General features: G+C 71.4%; 22 protein-coding genes. 7 read left to right on the forward strand and 15 right to left on the reverse strand.

The window, feature by feature from the left end:
* Nucleotides 1-99: 99 nt before the first annotated feature.
* The 3 genes from rocD to ACFQUZ_RS30165 all read right to left on the reverse strand — a co-directional run bounded on the left by rocD (nt 100) and on the right by ACFQUZ_RS30165 (nt 3,434).
* Entirely contained in the window at nt 100-1,302 is a 1,203-nt protein-coding gene (gene rocD, locus ACFQUZ_RS30155; protein ID WP_377448304.1) for an ornithine--oxo-acid transaminase, read from the reverse strand.
* An 11-nt stretch (nt 1,303-1,313) separates the two neighbouring features.
* Nucleotides 1,314-2,174, reverse strand: a complete 861-nt coding sequence (gene ddaH / locus ACFQUZ_RS30160; protein ID WP_377448306.1) for a dimethylargininase — start codon at nt 2,172-2,174, stop codon at nt 1,314-1,316.
* Between the two features lie 378 nt (nt 2,175-2,552).
* Nucleotides 2,553-3,434: a DUF308 domain-containing protein gene (locus tag ACFQUZ_RS30165; RefSeq protein ID WP_377448308.1), complete on the reverse strand. Its 882-nt coding sequence runs from the start codon at nt 3,432-3,434 to the stop codon at nt 2,553-2,555.
* Between the two features lie 147 nt (nt 3,435-3,581).
* Between ACFQUZ_RS30165 and ACFQUZ_RS30170 the strand changes: the two genes are divergently transcribed.
* Complete coding sequence (locus ACFQUZ_RS30170) at nt 3,582-4,406, forward strand: Fpg/Nei family DNA glycosylase (RefSeq protein ID WP_377448310.1); 825 nt, start codon at nt 3,582-3,584, stop codon at nt 4,404-4,406.
* A gap of 15 nt (nt 4,407-4,421) precedes the next feature.
* On the opposite strand, the gene ACFQUZ_RS30175 is transcribed toward ACFQUZ_RS30170, so the two are convergent.
* A complete protein-coding gene (locus ACFQUZ_RS30175; protein WP_377448312.1) occupies nt 4,422-5,843 on the reverse strand; it encodes a WGR domain-containing protein in 1,422 nt (473 codons plus the stop codon).
* A gap of 89 nt (nt 5,844-5,932) precedes the next feature.
* On the reverse strand, nt 5,933-6,730 hold the full coding sequence (locus tag ACFQUZ_RS30180; protein ID WP_377448314.1) for an NAD(P)H-dependent oxidoreductase: 798 nt from the start codon (nt 6,728-6,730) through the stop codon (nt 5,933-5,935).
* Nucleotides 6,731-6,830: 100 nt separating this feature from the next.
* Between ACFQUZ_RS30180 and ACFQUZ_RS30185 the strand changes: the two genes are divergently transcribed.
* Nucleotides 6,831-7,688 (forward strand): helix-turn-helix domain-containing protein, encoded by an 858-nt coding sequence (locus ACFQUZ_RS30185; RefSeq protein WP_377448316.1) that lies wholly within the window; start codon nt 6,831-6,833, stop codon nt 7,686-7,688.
* 21 nt (nt 7,689-7,709) lie between these two features.
* Here the strand turns inward: ACFQUZ_RS30185 and ACFQUZ_RS30190 are convergent, their stop codons facing one another.
* Entirely contained in the window at nt 7,710-8,330 is a 621-nt protein-coding gene (locus tag ACFQUZ_RS30190; RefSeq protein ID WP_377448318.1) for a DUF1707 domain-containing protein, read from the reverse strand.
* A gap of 93 nt (nt 8,331-8,423) precedes the next feature.
* Here ACFQUZ_RS30190 and ACFQUZ_RS30195 point away from each other — a divergent pair, with 93 nt between their 5' ends.
* Nucleotides 8,424-8,936 carry a SigE family RNA polymerase sigma factor gene (locus ACFQUZ_RS30195; protein WP_377448320.1) on the forward strand — a complete coding sequence of 171 codons (513 nt, stop codon included), beginning with the start codon at nt 8,424-8,426 and terminating at the stop codon, nt 8,934-8,936.
* Nucleotide 8,937: 1 nt separating this feature from the next.
* Entirely contained in the window at nt 8,938-10,224 is a 1,287-nt protein-coding gene (locus ACFQUZ_RS30200) for a hypothetical protein (RefSeq protein ID WP_377448322.1), read from the forward strand.
* Nucleotides 10,225-10,242: 18 nt separating this feature from the next.
* On the opposite strand, the gene ACFQUZ_RS30205 is transcribed toward ACFQUZ_RS30200, so the two are convergent.
* The 3 genes from ACFQUZ_RS30205 to ACFQUZ_RS30215 all read right to left on the reverse strand — a co-directional run bounded on the left by ACFQUZ_RS30205 (nt 10,243) and on the right by ACFQUZ_RS30215 (nt 12,561).
* A complete protein-coding gene (locus tag ACFQUZ_RS30205; RefSeq protein ID WP_377448324.1) occupies nt 10,243-11,160 on the reverse strand; it encodes a DUF72 domain-containing protein in 918 nt (305 codons plus the stop codon).
* Between the two features lie 442 nt (nt 11,161-11,602).
* Nucleotides 11,603-11,803 (reverse strand): DUF397 domain-containing protein, encoded by a 201-nt coding sequence (locus tag ACFQUZ_RS30210; protein ID WP_377448326.1) that lies wholly within the window; start codon nt 11,801-11,803, stop codon nt 11,603-11,605.
* A complete protein-coding gene (locus tag ACFQUZ_RS30215) occupies nt 11,794-12,561 on the reverse strand; it encodes a Scr1 family TA system antitoxin-like transcriptional regulator (RefSeq protein WP_377448328.1) in 768 nt (255 codons plus the stop codon). The genes ACFQUZ_RS30210 and ACFQUZ_RS30215 overlap by 10 nt, the downstream gene beginning before the upstream one ends.
* 194 nt (nt 12,562-12,755) lie before the next feature.
* On the opposite strand from ACFQUZ_RS30215, the gene ACFQUZ_RS30220 reads away from it, so the two are divergent.
* Together ACFQUZ_RS30220 and ACFQUZ_RS30225 are read left to right on the forward strand one after the other, a co-directional pair.
* Nucleotides 12,756-12,932 carry a hypothetical protein gene (locus tag ACFQUZ_RS30220; RefSeq protein WP_377448330.1) on the forward strand — a complete coding sequence of 59 codons (177 nt, stop codon included), beginning with the start codon at nt 12,756-12,758 and terminating at the stop codon, nt 12,930-12,932.
* 116 nt (nt 12,933-13,048) lie between these two features.
* On the forward strand, nt 13,049-13,210 hold the full coding sequence (locus tag ACFQUZ_RS30225; protein WP_377448332.1) for a hypothetical protein: 162 nt from the start codon (nt 13,049-13,051) through the stop codon (nt 13,208-13,210).
* A gap of 64 nt (nt 13,211-13,274) precedes the next feature.
* Here the strand turns inward: ACFQUZ_RS30225 and ACFQUZ_RS30230 are convergent, their stop codons facing one another.
* The 6 genes from ACFQUZ_RS30230 to ACFQUZ_RS30255 all read right to left on the reverse strand — a co-directional run bounded on the left by ACFQUZ_RS30230 (nt 13,275) and on the right by ACFQUZ_RS30255 (nt 20,999).
* The gene (locus ACFQUZ_RS30230) at nt 13,275-14,663 is read right to left on the reverse strand and encodes an FAD-dependent oxidoreductase (protein WP_377448333.1); all 1,389 of its coding nucleotides are present in this window, start codon (nt 14,661-14,663) and stop codon (nt 13,275-13,277) included.
* A gap of 10 nt (nt 14,664-14,673) precedes the next feature.
* Nucleotides 14,674-15,813, reverse strand: coding sequence for a glutamate--cysteine ligase (locus ACFQUZ_RS30235; RefSeq protein WP_377448335.1), 1,140 nt, complete (start codon nt 15,811-15,813; stop codon nt 14,674-14,676).
* Nucleotides 15,814-16,267: 454 nt separating this feature from the next.
* Nucleotides 16,268-17,692, reverse strand: a complete 1,425-nt coding sequence (locus ACFQUZ_RS30240; protein ID WP_377448337.1) for a DUF1501 domain-containing protein — start codon at nt 17,690-17,692, stop codon at nt 16,268-16,270.
* 4 nt (nt 17,693-17,696) lie between these two features.
* On the reverse strand, nt 17,697-19,508 hold the full coding sequence (locus ACFQUZ_RS30245) for a DUF1800 domain-containing protein (protein WP_377448339.1): 1,812 nt from the start codon (nt 19,506-19,508) through the stop codon (nt 17,697-17,699).
* Nucleotides 19,509-19,621: 113 nt separating this feature from the next.
* Nucleotides 19,622-20,284: a DedA family protein gene (locus ACFQUZ_RS30250; protein WP_377448341.1), complete on the reverse strand. Its 663-nt coding sequence runs from the start codon at nt 20,282-20,284 to the stop codon at nt 19,622-19,624.
* A gap of 97 nt (nt 20,285-20,381) precedes the next feature.
* On the reverse strand, nt 20,382-20,999 hold the full coding sequence (locus tag ACFQUZ_RS30255) for a DUF1349 domain-containing protein (RefSeq protein WP_377448343.1): 618 nt from the start codon (nt 20,997-20,999) through the stop codon (nt 20,382-20,384).
* Between the two features lie 129 nt (nt 21,000-21,128).
* Between ACFQUZ_RS30255 and ACFQUZ_RS30260 the strand changes: the two genes are divergently transcribed.
* Nucleotides 21,129-22,811: an alpha-amylase family protein gene (locus ACFQUZ_RS30260; RefSeq protein ID WP_377448344.1), complete on the forward strand. Its 1,683-nt coding sequence runs from the start codon at nt 21,129-21,131 to the stop codon at nt 22,809-22,811.
* The last annotated feature ends 70 nt before the right edge of the window (nt 22,812-22,881 follow it).

The following is a 22,881-nucleotide window of genomic DNA, read 5'->3' on the forward strand; positions in this document are numbered from 1 at the left end:
GGCAGATGGTCGTGATTGGAGATCAACTGACAACCATCTGCCCTAGATCGACGAAAGGGGGGAGCGGCGGGGAGGGCGGGAGGGGTAGGGGGTGGGGGGTTAGGGGGTTAGGACGGCGGCCAGTTGGTTGACGGCGTGGTCCAGTTCCTCGGTTTCGACCACCAGCGGCGGCGCGAGTCGGATGGTGGAGCCGTGGGTGTCTTTGGCCAGGACGCCCCGGTCGACGAGCCGCTCGCACGCCTCGCGGCCCGTCATCAGCGCCGGGTCGATGTCCACCCCGGCCCACAGGCCGCGCCCGCGCACCGCCACCAACCCCTTGCCGATCAGGTCACCCAGCCGGGCGTGCAGTCGCGCGCCCAACTCTGCCGAACGGCGCTGGAACTCGCCGGTGGCCAGCAGCCGGACCACCTCGGTGCCGACCGCGCAGGCGAGCGGGTTGCCGCCGAAGGTGGAGCCATGCTGTCCGGGACGCAGCACGCCGAGTACGGCTGAGTCGGCCGCCACCGCGGAGACCGGCACGATGCCGCCGCCGAGGGCCTTGCCGAGCACGTACATGTCCGGGGTGACGCCCTCGTTGTCGCAGGCGAAGGTTTCCCCGGTGCGGCCCAGCCCGGACTGGATCTCGTCGGCCACGAAGAGCACGTTCCGCTCCGTGCACAGCCGCCGAACGCCGGGCAGGTAACCCGCCGGCGGCACGACCACGCCCTGCTCTCCCTGGATCGGTTCGATGAGGACGGCGACGGTCGTGTCGTCGACAGCCTCGGCGAGGGCGGCGAGGTCGCCGTACGGCACGATCCGGAACCCCGGGGTGTACGGTCCGAAGTCGTCACGGGCGTCCGGGTCGGTGGAGAAGCTGACGATCGTGGTGGTGCGCCCGTGGAAGTTGCCGTCGGCGACGACGATTGTGGCTTGACCGGCCGGCACCCCCTTGACCCGGTAGCCCCACTTGCGAGCCACCTTCACGGCGGTCTCCACCGCTTCGGCGCCGGTGTTCATGGGCAGGACCATGTCCTTGCCGCACAGGTCGGCCAGCTCGTGGCAGAAGACCGCGAACTGGTCATGGATGAACGCTCGACTGGTCAACGTCAGCCGGTCGAGCTGGGCGTGCGCCGCGGCGATCAGGCCGGGATGCCGGTGACCGAAGTTGAGGGCCGAGTACCCGGCCAGGCAGTCGAGGTAGCGCCGGCCATCGACGTCGGTCACCCAGGCGCCCTCGGCCGAGGCGATCACCACCGGCAGCGGATGGTAGTTGTGCGCGGTCCAGCGCTCCGCGTCCACCACGGCGGACGGGGTGCGGGGCATGCCATCCACGATCATTCGCTCGTCCCTTTCTCACGCACGTTCAGGGTGCAGCACTTCGGCCCGCCGCCCGCCTTGCGCAGCTCGGACAGGTCCACCCCGATGGTCTCGTAGCCGCGGTCGCGCAGCGCCGCCGCGAGGGCGGTTGCCTGCACCGGCATGACCACGTGGCGACCGTCGCTCACCGAATTGAGACCGAAGACCACGGCGTCGGCCTCGGTGGCCAGCACCGCGTCTGGGAAGAGCCGCCGCAGGACGGCGCGGCTGCCGGGCGAGAACGCCTCCGGCAGGTACGCGATGGTGCGGTCGTCCAGCACACAGAGTGCCGTGTCCAGGTGGTAGAAGCGCGGGTCCACCAGATGAAGGCTGATCACCGGGCGCCCGAAGACCTCCTGAAGCTGGGCGTGCGCGGCGTGTGCCGTGCGGAATCCGGTGCCGGCGAGCAGCAGGTCGCCGACCAGCAGGACGTCCCCCTCACCCTCGTTCACGTGCTTGGGATCGTGCACGTCGAAGCCGGCGCGTTCGAGCCAGGCCCGGTACGCGGGCGCCTCGTCGGCCCGCTGCGGGTCGCGGAACTGCACCGCCATCGCCGTGCCGTCGACGACGGTGGCGCCGTTCGCCGCGAACACCATGTCCGGCAGGCCGGGCAGCGGCTCGATGAGATCGACCGTGTGGCCGAGGTCCAGGTAAGTCCGCCGCAGCGTGTCCCATTGAGCGACCGCGCGGGCCTGGTCGACCGGTGCGGCGGGGTTCATCCAGGGGTTGATGGCGTACGTGACGGCGAAGTGCGTCGGACGGCACATCAGGAAGTGCCGGTGGGCGGCGCGCGGGGCGGCGGGCTGCGGCCCGCGCGGCTCCGTGGCGTCCATCGTCATCGTTGCTCCCAGGGGTCGGGCGCGCCCGGGTCAGGGCCCCAAGCTGGCGCCGTCCCTCAACGCTATGCGGGCCGCGGCGTCGGGATCCACCGGTAAGACTTGCGTACAGCCGTTGATTGTTGCGTCTGTGTCGGGATCGACCACCGATTCGTTGCGTCGAGTGGTCGCCCGACGATCGCCAGGTGTGGTCAGGGGTTCTGTGGGCCGGGCACGCCTGCCAGGGTGCTCGGTGCGGTGCCGCCGGGGGACGTTTCTGTGGGCCGGGCACGCCTGAGGGGCGGCGAACCGCCGCCCCTCACTTCGCGCTCAACGGGTGAACCACCACTGCTGTTGCGCTGCCATCCGGTGCATCACCGGCGGCAAGATCTCAGCTACCCCTCAGAAACGATCCACAAACTGTGCGTCAAGCCACTCCCGGAACCGTTGCACCCAGTTGTCATCTGTGCTCGGCCAGCCGAACTGGCCGGTCATGGCCAGGATGCCGATGACGACGGCGGCGAGGCCCAGCAGCATGCCGGTCATCGCCTCGGTGGTGCCGGCGATGTGCCGGCGGCGGGTCGCGGAGAGGCCGGCCACGCCGAGCAGCGCGGCGACGCCGCCGAGCACCATTCCATACCCGGCGAGGGTGCCGGTCAGGACGAACAGCGCGCCAGCGACGCCGAAGATCAGGCTGGCGGTGGCGAGCAGGCTGGTCCGTGGGCGCGGCCCGCGGTCCACCACCACGTCCGTCCGGTCCTCTGGCCGCGGGCGGACGTCCGGCTCGGTCCGCTCGGGGTCCGGGTCAGCGGTCCGGTTGTCGACCGTGCGGTCCAGGTCCTCGTCGGTACGCGCGGAGCCCGCCGCCGGCACGACACGCTCGTCGGTGCGGTCCTCGGCCGGCGCGCGGGTCACCACCGGGTGGGTCCCGGTGCGGCCGGTGGCGGCGCGGGCCGTCGCGGCCCGGTCCGCGGCCCGCCGCTCCGCGTCGGTTCGGGTGTCGGCGCGACCGTCGTTCGCCGTCGCGTCACCTCGATCGTCCGCCTCATCCGCCGACCGGCTGCGGTACGTCGTGTGGTCCTCGGACCGGTCGGTGACCACCGGCGGCGGGGACGGCTCGGCGCCCACGGCGGGGCTTGTCGGTGCCGCCGGCCGGCCGTCCCGTCCGGGGTCGCTCTGGTGGGCGGCGAGGTCGGCGTCGCGCTCGTCGATCCGGCCGTCCTGATTTTCGTCCCGCACCGGTGCCGTCTCCCGGCGGCGGGAGAGCGAAGGAATTCTGACCACAGCACACCTCCTGATACATGCGTGGGACCAGTCCGGTGGCGCCTACGCAAACACCTCATCGGGATACCCCAATGCCCGAGCCGTCACACCTGCACAATGATCAACGGGGAAGTGGGGGTCGGGATACGCGAGCCGTAGGCTTGGCCGGTGCCCGAGGGACACACCATTCACCGGCTGGCCGCGCGGCACCGGGAGCTGTTCGCCGGCGACAAGGTGCTGGCCGGCAGCCCGCAGGGTCGGTTCGCCGACGGTGCCGCGGCACTGTCCGGCACGGTGCTCACCGGCACCGAGGCGTACGGCAAGCATCTGCTGCACCACTACTCCGGTGGGCTGATCCTGCACGTCCACCTGGGTCTGTACGGCCGGTTCACGGACGGTGACGGTGAGCCTCCCGCCCCGGTGGGCCAGGTGCGGTTGCGGCTGGCCAGCGACCGGCACTGGCTCGACGTGCGGGGTCCGGCGGCCTGCGAACTGCTCGGCCCGGCCGAGGTGGCCGCCCTGCGGGAGCGCCTGGGACCCGATCCACTGCGCGAAGACGCCGATCCGGTGGTGGCGTACGCGCGGATCAGCCGCAGCCGCACGGCGCTGGCCGCCCTGCTGCTGGACCAGTCCGTGGTGGCGGGTACCGGCCTGATCTTCGTCACGGAGGCGCTGTTCCGCGCCGGGCTGCCCCCGACGCTGCCCGGACGGGACCTGACCGAGCCGGCCTGGCACGCGCTCTGGGCGGACCTGCGAGAGTTGATGCTCGCCGCCGTGGCGACCGGGCGGATCGACACGGTGGCCGGCGAGCACCTGCCGGAGGCGATGGGCCGTCCGCCGCGGGTGGACCGGCACGGCGGCGAGGTGTACGTCTACCGCCGTCCCGGACTCGCCTGCCACGTTTGCGGCACCGAGGTGCGGCGGGGTGTGCTGGCCGGGCGCAACCTCTACTGGTGCCCCACCTGCCAGGCGTCGTCCACCCGGATCCGGTGATGCGTCACCGGACAGTCAGCGCAGCCGGCGGATGTCGCCGTACGCCCGGTAAAAGCCGCCCCGGCCGGACTCGCGGATCTCGGTGACCAGGTAGCGGGCTCCCGGTTCCCGGATTCCCTTCGGGAACTGGACCGACCAGCCGGAGTGGTATCCGCTGGAGATGACGTGGACGCGCAGCCGTCCACGCTCCTCCACGCACTGCACCACCACGCCGTCGCTCGCGTCGCTTGTCACCTCGACCACGGTTGGCGCCGCCGGTGCCGGCGCACGGCGGGGCGCCTTGACGTCGACCACATCGGGCACGCTGCCGGCCTCCGCCGCCCGGATCGCCGGCTCACTCGCGTCCACGCAGGCCAGGTAGCCGCCCGTGGTAACCACGTACAACCGCTGGTCGTGGTACTGCATCGAGTACGCCGAGCCGCAACCGGTGCCGAGCTTCCACAGCCGGTTGCCCGCCGCGTCGAAGCAGTAGATCGAGGACTGGCTGTCGCCGGCGAAGACGTACCGGCCGCCTTCGGCGGTCGCGCAGGAGAAGACGGGCGCATCGCACTGGTACGACCGCTCGGGCCGGCCGTCCTTGCTCAGCCGCACCACCTCCCGGGTCCCGGTGCCGGCGAAGACGGCACCGGTCTCCTGCCAGCCGAAGAGCACCGAGCCGGTCGGGACGTGCCAGATCTCGCGGCCGGTGCGCCAGTCGTAGCCGGTGACCCCGCGCGAGTGGCCGTGGTAGAGCGCGTCCGGATCGCAGCGGACCATCCAGGCCGCCCGGCCGCGCCCCGGTCGGCGCCAGAGGAACTCGTCCTCGTGGTCGATCGCGGCGATCCCGCCGCCGGCGTCGGAGACGCCGAGCACCCCGTCGTGGATGTCCAGCCAGTAGATGTCGATCTCCGGCGCGATGGCGTACGCCACCCGGGGAACCTTGCCGGAGAGGTCGTAGACGTTGCCGTCGTCACACCCGGCGTAGATCCAGGCGTCGTCGGCGACGATGCACTTCACGCCGTCGGGGAGCCGCACCTGCCCGGCCACGCGGGCATCATGGTCGAGCGTGGTGATCACGCCGTGCTCGTTGCCGACCATGCAGTTCTGCCCGTCGACGAAGATGCCGAAGGCGGGCGCGCCGGAATCGTACCGCCAGAGCACCGGTGCGGTGCGGGCGGTCGACCGGGTGCTGACGATCTGGCGGCGCGAGACGCTGCGCTTCTGCCGGGCTCCGCGCACCGCCGGGGCGTACCCCTTGCGGATCTTCTCCCCGATTTTCTTGTCCGCGGCGGCCCGGGCTCGGGTGTTGTCTGGGTAGCTTGTCGTCTTCACCTGGCCCCGGTCACCGATCCGGCCATATCGGACGGTCAACGCTGTGTCGTCGACGAGCACCTCGTAGAACTTGTGCGCACTGCCGTCCACTTCGGACAGTTCGAGGTAGGTCGTCTCCTGCGACATGGGCACCTCCGAGGGATTCGCGCCGGTAATCGGCACCGTGACAGCGCACACGCTAACCCCACCCCCCGACAGAACCTGTCGGACGCCGGTCAGCTTGGCCGGCGCAGGTGAAGACCGAGCCCGCTCGTTCCCGGCCGCTCCAGTCCGGGCAGCAGCCGCATCTCGCGGTCGTAGTCACCACCCACGAGGGACCGGTACGGCACCGGCTCGTCCGTGAAGAGCCCGTCGAGCCGCCGGCGGTACGCGTCCTTCGCGACCGTGAAGCCCTCCGCCGACAGGGTCAGCGAGTTGTGGACCGCGAACGGTTCGAGCGTCGCCATCCCGGTGAACCAGAGCACCCCGTGCTGGATCGGGAAGAGAAGGTCCGGCAGGTATCCGTGGATGCCGCGGTCGGAGAACGCCGACTCCCGCGCGCCGATGGTCACCGCGAGCAGTGCCCGCCGTCCCGCCAGCGGGCTGTTCTCGTGGTAGGGCGGTGGCACCGCCGGGCCGTGGGCGAACTGCATTGTGAAGACCCGGTCGATCCAGCCCTTGAGGATCGCCGGCATCGAGAACCACCACATCGGGAACTGCAAGATCACCGCGTCCGCCCAGCGGAGCTTCTCCTGCTCGGCCGCGATGTCGGGAGACAGGCGTCCGGCCAGCGTCGCCTCGCCCGACACCGGGAGCACCTCCAGCCGGCGGTCCGCGGGGTGGTCCGGGAAGTCGTCGGCGTCCACCGTCGCCTTCCATTTCATGGCGTAAAGGTCCGACACCCGTACCTCGTGTCCGGTCGCCCGCAGCTCGTCGGCCGCGAAGGCCGCCAGCGCGGTGGTGAGCGACCGGGCCTCGGGATGGGCGGTGACGAGGAGGATCTTCTTCCGCTGGGGTGGGAGTTCGTGGGTCATGTCGCCACGGTCCCCTGGCCACCAGGCGGTAGCCAGAACCCGGTCCAACCGCCCGAACGGTGATCCTGGTACTGCGAGTACCACCCGCATACTTGGGACCATGAACGGAGTCGACCACGCGGGCCGGGCGCTTGGCGGCTTCCTGCGCGCCCGCCGGGAGCAGGTGCCGCCGGAGCGGGTCGGGCTCGCCGGGGGTCGCCGCCGACGGGTGCGCGGCCTGCGTCGGGAGGAACTCGCCCAACTGGCGGGCATCAGCGTGGACTACTACGTCCGCCTCGAACAGGGCCGGGCCACCCAGCCGTCGGCCGAGGTCCTCGACGCGCTGGCCCGGGCGCTCGGCCTGGACGCGGCGGGGCGGCAGCATCTGCGCACCCTGGCCACCGCCCGGCGTGGCCCGGCGCCGAAGACCCAGGTGAGCCCGCTGCTGCGGCGGGTCCTGGACGACCTGACCCGGTCTCCCGCCTTCGTCACGAACGAACGCCTCGACGTGGTGGCCTGGAACAGACTGGGTGCCGAACTGCTCGGCGGGCTGGGCGACCCCGGCCGCCGTGACCGTAACCAGGCCCGTTTCCTCTTTCTCGACCCGGCCTCCCGCGAGGTCTTCCCGGAGTGGCCGGACCGGGCCCGCGAGGCGGCGGGCCAGCTCCGGGTGTCCGCGGGACGCTACCCGGACGACCCGGATCTGGTGGCGCTCATCACCGACCTGTCCGCCTGGAGCATGGATTTCCGGCGGTTCTGGGCGACCGGCGGGGTGGTGATGTGCGGGGCGGGACGGAAACGGCTGCGGCACCCCGCGACCGGGCCGCTCACCCTGGACTACGAGACGTTCCAGGCGCCGGCGACGCCCGGCGAGTCCGGCCTCGTGATGCACGTGTTCAGTGCGCCCGAGGGCAGCCGGGAGGCCGCCGCGCTGGCCCGCCTGATCACCACGTCGTCCGGCGTCGCGCTGGAGACCTGACCGGGCTACGCCTCCGGCGCCTTACTGCGAGCCCTTCTTCCGTTTCGGCAGCCGTACCTCCACGCTGCCGAAGACCACGCGCGACCGCACCTCGATCACCGGCGCGCCGGGAGTCACCGGCCCGCGCAGCTTGGACTCCTTGCTGCCGAAGACCGCGGTTCCGGTCAGTCGGACGTCGATGCCCTCCGGCACGAACAACGTCGCCGCGCCGAACACCGCGAACACCTCGATCACCGTCACCTGGTTCTCGAGCTGGGCGTCCTGCATCTCCAGGTGGCAGTCGCCGAACACGGAGATCGCCCGCATCCAGGCCGGCACCCGCCAGAACCCCTTGCGGGACTCGGCGCCGAAGACGGCGACCAGGTGCTCCGGGGCCTCGTCGTCAGTCCGGGTGGGAAAGCGGCGTGCCGTCGCGCTCACTCCCGAACCAGCCGCCATCGACCGTCCCACCGGGAGATCGTCGGTGAGTCGCGCCAGCTCACCCCGGGTTTGCGCGCTGTGCGCCGAGGTGGCCCGGTCGGCGTACTCCTCCAGGCTGAGCCGACCTTCGGCGGCGGCCTGTCCGAGCAGCTCGACGATATGTTCGCGTTCGGCGTCGGAGACCCGGATGCGGTCGGCGTCGTCATGCGGTTGCAGGCTCACGGCTGCGAGCCTAACCGGGAGAGCAGCCCGACCCGTACAACCGATCCGGTCGGGACGTCGTCCCATATCCAGACCCCCGACGAAGGCAGGACGATGCGGAAAGCCTCGGAACAGGAGTACGTCGAGTACGTGACCGGGCGATTGCCGGCGCTGCGCCGGCTGGCGTACTCGCTCAGTGGTGACCGGGACCAGGCCGACGACCTGGTCCAGGAGGCGGCCACCAAGCTGTACGTCGCCTGGTCGCGTACGCCGACGGTGGGCAACCTGGACGCGTACGTCCGGTCCATCCTGGTCCGTTGCTTCCTGGACAGCCAGCGCAAGGGTTGGTGGAAGGTCCGCCTTGCCGGGGCGGTCCCGGACGTCAACCGGCACACCGACGACGGGCCCGAAGACCGCACGGTGCTGCACGCGGCCCTGGCCGAGGTGCCACCGCGCCAGCGGGCCGTGCTCGTGCTGCGCTTCGTACACGACCTGCCGGTCGACGAGGTGGCCGGGCTGCTCGGCTGCTCCTCGGGGACCGTCAAGAGCCAGACCTCGCACGGCCTCGCCGCGCTGCGCCGGCTGCTGGACAGCCGGCAGTTCGCCATCGCCTCAACCGGAGAATGAGATGACCGAGGATCAGCACACCATCGAGGAGCTGCGGCGGCTCGACATCGAGCCGCCGTCCGGGCCCAGCCGGCTCGATCTGCGGAACGTGATCGCCGAGGGTCGGCGTCGGCGCCGGCTGCACCGGACCAGGCTGGCCGGGGGAGCGGCGATGGCGTTGCTCGCCGTGGCGGTCGCCGTGCCGGCCGCACTGCGGCAGGTCGGCTCGGAGCCGGACCGGTCCGCCGCCCCGGGCACCGCCGCACCCTCGTCCGAACTGTCCCCGACCGCGGGCGCGTCCATGAACATCCCGGACGAGCCGACCGAGTGCACGGCGAAGCGGTTGCCGGTGCCGGGCGGGGTCACGATGAGCCTGATCACCGCCGGTGACCCGACCGGCCGGTTCCTCGCCGGCCGGTCGTACCCGAAGGGGCACCAGGGGAGCTATCCCGTCGTGATCTGGGAGAACGAGAAACCGCGTGTAGTGTCGATGCCCGGTGACGACCAGCGGCTGACCGATATCAACTCGCGTGGCGTGGCGGTCGGCTCCGGCTATTCCGGTGGTAAGGAACTCCCGTACGTCTATCGGGACGGCAGGGTCAACCCGCTGGGTGGGGTGTCCTCCGGGGGGCCCACGGCGATCAACGAGTCCGACCGGATCGTCGGCACCCGGGAGGAGAACGGACGGCAGCGCCCCGTCGTGTGGCCGGCACCCGACCAGCCGGCGCGGGACCTCCCGCTGCCCGGACGGGACTGGGACGGCCGCGCCACCGGCGTCGACGACGACGGCACGGTGGTCGGCGTTGTCGACAAGGTCGACGGCGATTCCGACGCGGCGGGTTCCCGGGAGGCGGTGGGCTACCTGTGGCCAGCCGATGGCGGCCCGGCCCGGCAGCTACCCATGCCCACGGTTCCGGGTGGTCAGGCGACCGGCCTGGCTCCGCTGTCGATCCGTAACGGCTGGATCGTCGCGGTGGCGTCCCGGCGCGAGGACACGGCGATCGCGTTCCACGCCGTCCGGTACAACCTGGCCAAGGGCGAGTACGTGCCCTTCACCGGACGAGCCGCCGTCTCGGTCGGCAACGGTCGGGGCTGGGGGGCCGGTCGCAGCTGGGGTGGCCCGCAGGGACGTTCGGACGGCGCGGCGCTGCTCACCGACACCGGCACGGTGAAGCTGCCGGACCTGGCTGGCCTGACTGGCGGCGAGTTCGTCGATGTGCGCGCGTTGAGTGACGACGGCAGGATCGTCGGCGGTCAGTTCGACGGGCCCGATGGGAAGCCGCAGGCCATCGTCTGGCACTGCCGTTAGCTGACGCCGGCCGGCTTCTCAGCCGACGCCGGCCCGGCGGCGGTCCGCGCCGACCGGGGCACACAGCGGCTCGCCGAGCAACTCGGCGAGCCGCTGCGCGTCCCGCTGCGCCTGCCCACCGCAGCAGTTATTCAGCAGCACGTGCACCTCGTCCGCCTGCTCGGCCAGCTCACCCAGCGGGCCGACCCACTCGCCCAGCTCCGCGTCGGAGTACGCGTACCGGAACTTGTCCTCCTTGCCGCCCTCGACCCAGTCGGCGCTGTGCCCGTGGAACCGCACCATCGCCAGCTCCGCCGTGGCCACCAGGATCGGCGGGATCGACGACGGATGACCCTGCGGCATGTCCACGCAGGTGTACGACAGCTCGTGCCGGCGCAGGAAGTCGATTGTGTCCACCCCGTCCGTGCCGGTCAGCCATGAGCTGTGCCGGAACTCCACCGCCACCCGGTGCGGCTGGCAGCGTCGCGCCAGCTCGGTGATCCGCCGCTTGGCCGCCTCGCCGTACCGCAGCCAGGGCGGGAACTGCAACAGCACCGCGCCGAGCCGGCCGGCGGTGGCGAGCGGGTCGAGCGCCGCGTGGAACCGGGCCCACAGTTCGTCGTACGCGTCCTCGGGCAGGTCGCGGCGGCGAAGCCGGCCGGTGTGCCGGGCCGGGCGCAGGTCGCGGGGGAGCGCGTCGACCGGCGTGGGATGCCCGGTGAACAGGCTGAACGCCTTGACGTCGAAGGTGAACCCGGGTGGCGTGCGCTCGACCCACGCGGCAGTGGTCTCCACCGCCGGCACCGCGTAGTAGCTGGTATCGACCTCGACCAGGTCGAACCGCTCGGCGTAGTAGGCGAGCCGGCCGGCGGCCGTGTTCACCGACCGGGGATACCAGCCGGACGCGAGAAGGGAACGATCCGCCCAGGATGACGTACCAACCCTGATATCGCCCATGGCGGGGATATTGACCGGCCCGCAACGCATTCAAACAACACGAGTGTCATTCGCATCGCGCGGCGTCCGCCCCGCGCCGGTCGCCTGCCGCGCCCGGCCCGGCGAAGGGTGCATGGTGCCTCTGCCCACCACAACCCTGCACACTTCCGCCGGCCGTCGCTATGCGGCCTCGTGTTCTGGTACGGCGTTGGCGCGCACGGTCCGGAGGATCGTGACGATCGAGCACACCGTGAGTCCTCCGCCTTCCTCCGAGGCTCTCTCGCCTCAGCCCAGAACCGCCGTCCGGCGGTACCGCGAAAGAACTGGCCGGGGTCCGGGGCACCTCGTGCGGCCGATCCGTACTGGGGTGACAAGTACTGATTTCCTGCTGGCTCAATAGTGGGCTGAGCCGCCGCCGTGTCCCGGCGGGCTGGGGGTCGCCGGGACGTCGGCCGTCAGGGCGCTATGCGAGTGGGGCGATCCGCTTGGCGAGGTTGACGAAGGTCTGCCACTGGGCGGGGCGGAAGCTCAGCGTGCCGCCGTCGCGGTCCTTGGAGTCGCGGACGAACACGACGCCCGCGAGGTTGTCGGCCACCTCGACGCATGCGCCACCGTTGTTGCCGCTGCGGGTGCTGGTGCGCCACCTGGCTCCGGTCACGTCCATGACGATGCCGCTTCCTTGATGAGGGTGAGGGAATGCTGCCGGGAGAGGGCATCTCCGCGGATCCGTTCCCATTGACGGTCAAGAGTAGCAATTTCCTTCGGCTGGTCGAGGGTCTGCGCTCGCGTCTGGCCGTCCACGTGCGCCACCCGGCGGTTGTCGGGCAGCTCGGCGACGATGAACGGACCGCCGAGGCCCGGGTACATGCCGACGTCAGCCGGCACCACCTGGATCTGGACCGTCGGCAGCTCGGCGCACTCGGCCAGGTAGGCGAACTGCTCGGCCATGACCGCGCGGTTGTTGGCCAGCGGTCGCCGGAGCGCGAGTTCGTCGATGACGGCGACGAACAGCGGCGGGCGGTCCCTCCGTAGGATGACCTGCCGGCTGAGCCGGGACTCTACGAGCTGGTCGATCTCGACCTCGCCAAGCGACTCGTTTGCCAGCGTCGCGCGGGCGTACGCCTCGGTCTGCAACAGGCCCGGAATCCAGGCCAGCTCGTACCAGCGCAACGCGACCGCCTCCCGTTCCCACTCGACCCACTCCCGGAACCACACCGGCGTACGGTGTCGCAGGACGTCCGGCCAAAGGTCCTCCACGTCCCGCCCGAGAGCTTCGGCGGCGGCGAAGCGGTGCCGCGCGTGTGGGATCCGGCCCGGCGTCACCCACCGCGCGACGGTCTTCGGGTCGACGCCCACGCGCTCGGCGAGCGACTCCGCGGTTTGACCGGCATCGGCGAGGGCCGCCCTCAAGACAGCGTTCATCGGCGCTCCCATCGAACGTCTGGAATGTCCATGAGGAACACCGTAGCGAAGTGTGACTGTCTGGTCACTCGTCGGACGATCGAGTTAACGAAAGTGATCAGGTTCGCACCGGGTCCAAATGTGAACTCGTGAAGTGGTCCGGTCAGCTGGGAACGGCGCGGTGAGCTGGCGTTTTGTGTGACGAGGGGCGTGACATGCATCGACGGAGAAACCTGTTCTCGCGGCGCTGCGTCTGCGGCCTGCCGTGGCGATTCCGCGTCGGCTGCCTCGACGCACGGCGGTTGAACCGGCGACCCGCCTGGGTGACCGATCCGACCGAGGAGTTCCCGCCCGCGCGGCGGGCACGCATCTGGAACCGGGGCCACTGGTGACCGCTTCGGGGCCGGCGCACATGCCGGCGCCGGGCTGGATGTGTGGGCAGTGCGGCGAGGACTATCCGTGCTTGGCAGTCCGAGACGTGCTCGCCGCCGAGCCGGATCGCAGATCGGTGGCAATATATCTCGCTGCGCTGTTCATCGACGCCGTCCGCGAGCTACCGGACCGGCCCGTCACGGAGCTGTACGCCCGGTTCTTCGCCGTACTGCGACGCGAACGGCCTGCCGAGAGTCAGGCGCGGCTCTGGGTGCGGCGCGCCTACGGAGGCCCGTGACGGCCCTTCCTCGCGTCAACCGTCGTAGGTCAGTGCCGCCCCGCCACCGTCAGAACGGGAGCGGTCAGGAGATCGGGTTGTCCGCGTGGATCGCGTCGACGGCCTTGCGCGCGGCGATCAGCACCGGATCCCAGACCGGCGCGTACGGCGGGGCGTAGCCCAGGTCGAGCCCGGCCATCTCGTCCACGGTCATGTAGTTCCACAGCGCCACGGCCAGCGAGTCGATCCGCTTCGCCGCCTCCGAGCGGCCGACGATCTGGGCGCCGAGCAGTTGCCCGCTGCGCCGCTCGGCGATCAGCTTGACGGTCATCGGCTGGGCGCCCGGGAAGTACCCGGCCCGGTTCGTCGACTCCACCTGGACACAGACGAACTGGTAACCGGCCTCCTCGGCCTCCCGTTCCAGCAGGCCGGTGCGGGCGACCTCCAGGTCACATACCTTTGTCACGGCGGTGCCGATGACGCCGGGGAAGGTGGCGTACCCGCCGCCGATGTTCAGCCCGGCCACCCGGCCCTGCTTGTTGGCGTGCGTGCCGAGCGGGACATGCACGGCCTGGCCGGTCAACCGGTGTACCGTCTCCACGCAGTCGCCGGCCGCCCACACGCCGTCCAGCCCCACCACCCGCATCCGCAGGTCCACCCGGATGCCGCCGGTCACCCCGATCGGAAAGCCGGCCGCCGCGGCGAGTGCCGTGTTCGGTCGTACGCCGACGCTGACCACCACGATGTCCGCCGGCAGCTCACCCTCGGTCGTCCGCACGGCGCGGACCCGGTCGCCGCCGTCGACCACCAGGTCGGTGACCGTGCAGTCGGTACGGATGTCGATGCCGAGGTCCACAAGCGAGTCGCGGACCAGTACGCCCATGTCGGGATCGACAGTCGACATCGGCTGGCTGTCGCGCTCGACCAGGGTGACCGACAGGCCCCGCTGGATCATCGCCTCGGCCATCTCGACCCCGATGTAGCCGCCGCCGATCACCACGGCGTGCCGAGGTTTCGATGCCCTGTCCAGCCAGGCGAGCAGCGCCGCGCCGTCGTCAAGGGTCTGCACGCCGAAGATCCCCCCGGCGTCGGTGCGGGCCCACGGCGGCTTCGTCGGCACCGCGCCGGCGGCGTACACCAGATGGTCGAAACCTTCCCGGACCTCCCTGCCGGCGTCGGCGTCGTGGGCGACGACCTCGCGCTTGTCCAGGTCGATCCCGATCACCTCGTGCCGCAACCGCACGTCGATCGCGTACTCGTCGCGGAACGTCTCCGGCCGGCGGGCGATCAACTTGTCCCGGTCGTCGACCAGCCCGCCGATCCAGTACGGGATGCCGCACGCCGAGTAGGACGTGAAGTTGCCCCGCTCGAAAGCGATGATCTCCAGATCGTCGGGTCCGAGCCGGCGCCGCGCCTGGGAGGCGGCGGACATGCCGGCGGCGTCCCCACCGATCACCAGCAGACGCTGTGTCACATTCGTGACCTTACCCCCGGGCCTGCCGCGCCAGGTCGTCCAGCACCGCGGAGAGCTGGCCGGTGCGCTCGTACACCGCGCGCTGCCGTTCGGCGCCGGTGCCGTGGCTGTGCAGCTTGCCCAGCAGGTAGGTGGCCAGGCCGAGGTCGCCGTGCCGGTCGAGCTGCGGGCGTACCCGATCGACGAGCTGGCGCAGCACCCGCCAGGCCGGCCGGCGGTCTCCGGTGACCGGATCGACCGCCTGCCCCGCCAGTCCGTCGTGCGCCGCCAGCCAGTGCGCGGCCGCCACCAGGTGGTGGTCGGTCCGCGGCGCCTCCCGGCCGGCGTCGATGTCGGCCAGGGCGGTCGCCACCAGGGCCCGGCACAACGCGGCGATCAGGATCGTGTCGTCAAGCGACGGGCACACGTCACCGATCCGGATCTCCACGGTCGGGTAGCTCGCCGACAGCCGGGAATACCAGTAGAGCATCCCGTCGTCGAGCATGACCCCGCTGGCGATCAGCTGGTCGATCAGTTTCTGGTAGTGGGCGTACGACTCGAGGTAAGGGGTGGGGGCCGTCGATGGCCAACGCTCCCAGAGCATGGAACGCCAACTGGCGTAACCGGTGTCCTGGCCCTCGTAGAACGGCGAGTTCGCGGTGGCGGCGTGCAGGATCGGCAGCCACGGGCGGATGTGGTTGAGCACCTGGACGGCCACCTCGGGGTCGCCCACACCGACGTGGACGTGCATCCCGTTGGTGCCCGGGCCGGGCGCCAACAGCCGGTACTGCTCGATCATGCGGTGGTAGCGGGGTTTGTCGACCACCGGAGGTACCGGGCCGGGCATCGGGCCGGTGCCGACCGCGAGGAGCCGGGCGCCGGCCGCCTCGGCGGCCTCCGCCACCCCGGTCCGGAGCAGCCCCAACGAGTGCCGCAGCGCGGTCAGATCCAGGCCCGGCGGGCTGCCGATCTCGATCTGGCTGGTCTGGAACTCAAGCTGCACCTGGCCTCGCAACTCGGCCGGCACCTGGTCCAGGACGGCGTGCACAGCCGGCACGGCCGCCCCGGTGGCGGGGTCCGCGAGCAGGAACTCCTCCTCGACCCCCACGGTGATCAGGTCCGGTTCGGCGGCCTCCGCCGGACGAACCTGTTCCGCCACACCTGGCGCCATCGCCGCACCACCCCGTCTGCCTCGACGGCAATCGACATGTCCCGTCCCGGACCCGATCGGGTCGGCTGGTCCGGTGTCCCGATACCGTCCGGCTGGATCCGGTGTCCCGATACAGGCCGGCTGGGTCCGGTGTTCCGATACCCAACGCGGCCGACGCGGGAAACCCCAGCGGACTACCGCGACCACAGTGGCATCACAGAACGCCTGAATCATCTGATATCTCTTTTGTCGCTGCGACTCTGACACACCCCCGGCCCGGAAGTTCGACGCCCGGCCAGCCTCAGCGCGGCGAGCAGCCGGCAAGATCGCGCAGGATCCGGGATCCAGGGGCCTCCCCGCAGGGTCGAGAGCCCTCGAAGCGGGATCGAGGACGATCTTGCGGTCCAGTCCCGGTGCGGAACTTGCGGGCCCGTCACGTGGCCGGATCTCGCGGCCCTGTCACGCGGTGCGGAAACTAGCGGAAGACGCCGATGGCCCGCTGCTGGAGGCCGGGGAAGATCTTCTTCGCGTCGGCGATGCCGAGCCGGGCGCGCAACAACTCCGCCAGCACGTCCCGGTAGTCGTTCGCCCCGGCGAGGTCGCCCTGTTCGAGGGCGCCGGGAGCCAGCCCCGGCCACCGGCCGTGCACCCTGCCACCGTTCATCCCGCCGCCGAGCAGCATCATCAGCCCACCGTGCCCGTGGTCGGTGCCCGAGTTGCCGTTGGCCTCCACCCGCCGGCCGAACTCGCTCATCGTCACCACCGTGACGTCGTCCAGCGCCGGACCCAGGTCGGTGGCGAAGGCGCCCAGCGCCCCGGCCAACTCGGTCAGCCGGTTGCGCATGTCGCCGCCGTCCGGCCCGCCGATGTTTGTGTGCATGTCCCAGCCGCCGATGTCGATCGCCGCCACCCGCAGCCCCACCTTGGCCTGGATCAGCCGGGCAACGTCGCGCAACTGGTCGGCGAACCCGCCGCCCGGCCACCGCGCCGTCGACCGGTAGCTGCCGGCGGCGATCTTGCGAGCCGCGGCCACCGACCGCAGCGTCTCCTCGGCCTGGGTGGCCAGCGGATGCTCGCCGAGCCCGGTGTAGAGCGCCCGCAGCGCGGTGAGCGTGCGGTCCCGTGGCGCGCCGTGCTCCGCCAGGTCGTAGTCCCGGATGCCCCGCAGGACAAGTTTGCTCTCGCCCCCGACCAGCGAGCGGGGCAGCGCCGCACCCTCGGCGATGGCCCGGAAGGTCGTCCCCGGGCCCAGCGCGGTCAGCACCCGGTCCAGCCAACCGGTGTGCACGGCGGTGGAGGCGGCACCGCGTTCCAGGCAGTCCTGCGCCTGGAAGTGGCTGCGGCTGGCGTCCGGCGAGGCGACCGCGTGTACGGCGGCCATCGTGCCGGCGGACCAGAACCGCTCCAGCGGAGCCAGCGCCGGGTGCAGCCCGAACCGCCCGTCACCGGCGATGAGCGCCCCCGCCGGCACCGCGATCCCGCGCCGGGCGTTCAGATAGTTGCGGTCGCCTCGCGGTACGACCACCGACAACCCGTCCATCCCGCCGCGCAGGAAGACCACCACGAGCGTGCGGTTGCCGGTGCCCGGGGCGGCGAACGAGACCCGGGTGGTGGCGACCTGGCCGGCGAGGCTGGCCACGCCGACCGCGCCCGCCCCGGCGAGCACCCGCCGTCGGGTGAAGCCGTGCCGCCACCGGTCCCGCTGCCCGGCCAGCTCGGCGGTCACCGTCTCGGCGTACACGCGTACCGCCGCGTCGGCCGTGGTGGGGCCGTGCCGGCGCAGCTCGGCGGCGGTCCGGGGACGCGGTGGCGCGTCGTCCGCGGTCCGGGGACGCGGTGGCGGGTCGTCCGCCGGCCGGGGACCGGCCGGGTCGGCGGCGGAACGTGCGTCGTCGGTCATGTCCTCACCGCAGGGCGTGGTAGATGGAGTCCAACAGCAGCGGCACCAGCTTGTCGACCCGGCCACCGAGCGAGGCGTTGCGCACCGCCGAGCCGTCCTTGGCGCCGAGGAAGGCGAGCAGGGCCGCGCGGTCCTTGGCCGCCAGCGGCTGCTGGAGCAGCCGTGCCGCCAGCGCGTCCAGGTACTGGCCCGCGGTCGGCGGACGCTTTCCGACCAGGCCCTCCGGCCGGGGGTACGCGAGACCGCCGTGCCGGCCACTTACCAGCGCCCGGTGGCTGTTCCACACGGCCAGCATCGCGTGCGCGGACCGCCAGGCCGGCGCCACGTCCGGGTAACCGTTGGGGGGTACCCACCCGAGCGGCGCCTGACCGAACCGCTGGGCGACCTGGTACAGGCCCTCGATTCCGCCCCGCGTGTCGGCGCCGGGGGCGACCCCCAGCGCCCGGACAGCGGCCACGAGATTCTCCAGCGGACGTCGGGTCTTCAGCCCGGTGGCCACCCAGAACTCCCGCGATCGGAACAGCGTGCGCAGCACCGGCACGATCGCGGTGTCGTTCGCCAGGTAGGCGTCGGCCAGCCGCTGGACCAGCCCGTTCGGCGGGGAGTCGCAGACGAACCGGACCGCCAGCTTGCGGGCGATGTTGCGGGCGGTCGCCGGATGCGTCGCCAGGTAACGCAGGTACCGGTCGCCCACCTGGAGTCCCTTGGCCCGGGACGGGTTCTTGTCGGTGAAGCCGAGCACCTTCACCGGATCGATCCAGTGCCGTGCGGCCTCGTAGCGGAACTCGCCGTTCGAGCCGACCGTCCGGCCGGTCATGATGTACGCGCTGTTGCGCACGTCGGCCTCGGTGTAGCCGCCGTCGATCCCCACGGTGTGCAGCTCCAGCAGTTCCCGACCGTAGTTCTCGTTCACCGCGCGCCGGTGCGAGTCGGCGTTGTTGAGGTAGCGCAGCATCGCCGGGTTGCGCGCGCTCGCCGCCAGCAGGTCCGTGAAGCGGCCCAGCGCGTGTTGGCGGATCACCAGGTCGTACGAGGTCCGCACGTCCCAACCGCCGTCGAACGGGTTCGTCACGTTCAGGTGGTTGGACCAGAAGTCCACAATCACCTCGAACAGTTGCCGGTTGCTCCAGAACTGCCGGACCAGCGTCGCCTGTCCCAACTCGTACTGGGCCTGCCAGTCGAACTCCTTGACGGTCCGCCGGATCTCGGCGGTGCTCATGGTCGCGGTGGGGAAGGCGCGCAGTGCCCGGTCGGCCACCTGGTCGTCGATCCGGCCCGGATCGAGTTGGGCGTCGATCCAGGCGTCGACGCCCATCCCGCGTACCGCCTCGGCCTGGCTGCGGATCGGACCGAAGGTGGCGCGGCGCAACAGGTGTTGCACCGGGTCGCGGCTGAGCGGGTTGGCGAAGACCGGAGTGGCGGCCAGGGCGTCGGCGGCGGCCCGCGCCGGGCTGTCGGCCTCCCCGGCGGCACCCAGGTCGATGGAGTCGCCGAGCGACTGGCTGTAGGAGGCGTCCCGGTCGGCGAAGGCCCCAGCGTCGCGCGGCGACCGGGAGGAGGTGGCGGAGTCGCTCATCGCGGCGGCCAGCCCTGAGCCGCCGAGCGCGGCCGCGGCCGAACCGACCGCGCCGGTGGCCACCCCCGCCGCACCGAGACCGATCAGCACCTGTCGCCGGTTGCGGACCAGTTTGCGCAGGGCGGGCTGGCTCGCCCGGGCCAGCCGGGTGACGGTCTGGGCGACCGGCGGCTGGGCCGCCCGGTGCCGGGGACGGGTGCTCCCGCGTGGCCCGTCCGGCTGCTCGCGCCCGTCCACCATCGCCTCGCGCACCTCGTTCGTCGCCGGTCCCCCGGCGAACCCTAGCCAGCTGCTGATCGACGGCTCAACCGTCCGGGCCCGAAGTTAAGCGGTGGCAAAGGAACGGGTGTTGGTCAGCCGGCCGTTCCCGCCCGCTGGCGGGCGCGGCGCTTACGGATCTTCTTTGTCGCCCAGCTCGCGATGCTCACCCCGAAGAAGGCGAAGATCGCGTAGTTGAACCAGTCGTTGTACCGCTCCACCTGCTGCCACTGCGAGCCCAGCGCGTAACCGAGCCCGACGAACAGGGAGTTCCACACCCCGCTGCCGAGCGCGGTGAGCGCGAGGAACTCGGGCAGCGGCATCCGGTTGGCACCGGCCGGGATCGACACGACACTGCGCACCACCGGCACCAACCGGCCCAGCAACACGGTCGCCCTGGCGTGCCGCTCGAACCAGCGGTCGGCCTTCTCCAGGTCGTCGAGATCCACCAGGGGGATGCGGTCGAGCCACCGTTTCAACCGGTCCTCGCCGAGGCCCCGGCCGAGGTAGTAGAGCAGCACCGCCCCACCGACCGAGCCGGCCGTGGCGGCGACCGCGGCCAGCACCACGTTGCCGCTGCCCTCGCTGGCCAGGTATCCCGCCATCAGCAGGACGACCTCGCTGGGGATCGGCGGGATGATGTTCTCGAGGGCCACCAGCAGGGCGATACCGAGCGCGCCGACCGAGTCGATGACCTGCGCCACCCATCCGGTGAGCCCGCCCAACTCGGTGGGTTCGACGTTCTGGGCGAGCGCCACGGGGACCTCCAGGACTGCGGCCGGAGCTGTAGCCGTACCCGGAGAACGGGCCGGTCACACGCGCTGTGCGGAGGATCTCCGGCTGGTGTCCCGGTGGTTACGGCTCGGTGTGCGGGTCGGTGTCCGCCGGCCCGGTCGCCCAACCGAGGAACCGTACGGTGAGATCGTCGCGCGACGGCGCGCAGCAGTACGGGCCGGCGGTGGTCGGCGCGTCGGGGGCCAGCGGGGCGAGGCGCACCAGCCGCCACGGTTCACCCTCGGCCCGGGCCCGGACGGTCAGCGCGTCGTCGCGGCGGCTCACCCGCATGGTGACCCGCCGGCCGGCCCACTCGGGCGCCGGCGCGGTGGACCAGTCGGACATCCCTCGGGTGACCACCGCACCGACCTGCGGCGCGCCGTCGCAGAACTCCACGCCGGTCTTCACCCAGTGCTCCGGGTCCACCCGCACCAGGATGCCCGCCTGGTCGAACTGCGACTCGTAGTCGACCACGAAGGTGACCTCCATGGCGGTGCCCGAGGCCAGCGGCGCGAGCAGCGCGTGCCCGTCGTCGTGCACGAAGCCGTACGAGGTGTGCCGCCAGAAGTCGGTGCCCGCGCCGCAGGTGACGAGCAGTTCGCCGTCGCCGATCGGGAAGCTGCGTACCGGCGGGTTGAGCCAGTCGCCCGTCACCCAGTCGATCCTGCGCAGCCCGCCGCCCGGCGCCGGTTCGGTCATGCGCGAACGGTACCGGCTGCCGGCCGGTCACGGCGGCCCGCTCGTCGGCCGGGTCGTCGTTTCACACCTGGCGGATGTGAACGGCCCTGCTGGTTTGGCTGATTGACCCGTCGGTTAAGCCAGGAGGGCATGAGCGACCGGTGGTACTCCGAGGCCGTCGTCTACTGCCTCGACATTGACACTTTTGCGGACTCCGACGGCGACGGCGTCGGCGACATCCGGGGACTGATCGGCCGGCTGGACTATCTGGCCCGGCTCGGCGTCACCTGCATCTGGCTGCAACCCGTCCATCCGACGCCGGACCGCGACGACGGCTACGACGCCACCGACTTCTACACGGTGGACCCGCGCTTCGGCAGCCTCGGCGACTTCGCCGAGCTGTTGCACCAGGCGAAGAACCGGGGCATCCGGGTGATCATCGACCTGGTCGTCAACCACACCTCGAACGAACATCCGTGGTTCGTGTCCGCCTGCTCGTCGCCGGACTCGCCGTACCGGGACTGGTACGTCTGGTCCGACCACGAGCCGGCCGACCGGCACCAGGGCATGGTCTTCCCGGGGGAGCAGAGGGAGACCTGGACCTACGACCGCACCGCCAAGGCGTGGTACTACCACCGGTTCTACAAGTTCCAGCCGGACCTCAACTTCGGCAACCCGGAGGTACGCGAGGAGATCAAGAAGATCGTCTCGTTCTGGCTCCAGCTCGGCGTCTCCGGATTCCGGATCGACGCGGTGCCGTTCATCATCGAGATGACCGACCCCGGCAACCCGAACTCGCCGAAGGACTTCGAGTTCCTCACCGAGCTGCGCCAGCACGTCCAGTGGCGCAAGGGTGACGCCATGCTGCTCGCCGAGGCCAACGTCGAACCGGACGAGTTGCCGGTCTACTTCGGCGACGGCGGCGGATCGGCCAACCGGCTGCACATGCTGTTCGATTTCATGCTCAACGGTCGGCTGATGCTCGCCATGGCCCGGGAGGACCCCGAACCGATCATCGACGGGCTGCGGGACACACCGAAGCTGCCCGAGGGCGCCCAGTGGGCGACCTTCCTGCGCAACCACGACGAGATCGACCTGTCCCGGCTCACCACCGACCAGCAGGAGGAGGTGTTCGCGAAGTTCGGTCCCAAGGAGGAGATGCAGCTCTACGGGCGGGGCATCCGGCGCCGGCTCGCCCCGATGCTCGGCAACGACCGCCGGCACATCGAACTCGCGTACGCCCTGCAGTTCTCGCTGCGCGGCACCCCGGTGCTGCGCTACGGCGAGGAGATCGGCATGGGGGAGGACCTGTCGCTGCCCGGCCGCGCGGCGATCCGTACCCCGATGCAGTGGTCTCCGGGCCCCAACGCCGGCTTCTCCACGGCGGAGGCCGAGAAGCTGGTCCGCCCGGTGATCGACAAGGGTGACTTCGGTTATCGGCGGGTCAATGTGACCGCACAGCGCGGCGACAGCGGATCTTTGCTGGCCTGGTTCGAGCGGATGATCCGGACCCTGCGTGAGGCGCCGGAGATCGGAGCCGGCTCGACCACGCACATCGACGAGGCGATGCCCCCGGGTGTGTTGGCGCACCGGGCGGACGGGCCCACCGGCACGATGGTGTTCCTGCACAACCTCGGCACCAAGGACGTGACGGTGGATCTCGGCAGCCTGTACGCCGAGGCGGACATGCCCAACGACGTGCTCACCGACCGGCCGTACGAGCCGGCCGGAAAGCTGGACGCGTTGCACCTGGGTGGGCACGGCTACCGGTGGATCCGGTTGTGCCGCAACGCGTCCGGCTTCGGGCACCCGGCGAGCCGGCCGACCACCTGACGGGTGGTCCGGCGGGGCCGGCACGGGGAGCCGGACTTCTCGCTAGGTAGCTGACGGCTGGGTTAAGCTC

The sequence above is a fragment of the Plantactinospora sp. GCM10030261 genome (assembly GCF_042666615.1).
GTDB lineage: Bacteria > Actinomycetota > Actinomycetes > Mycobacteriales > Micromonosporaceae > KBS50.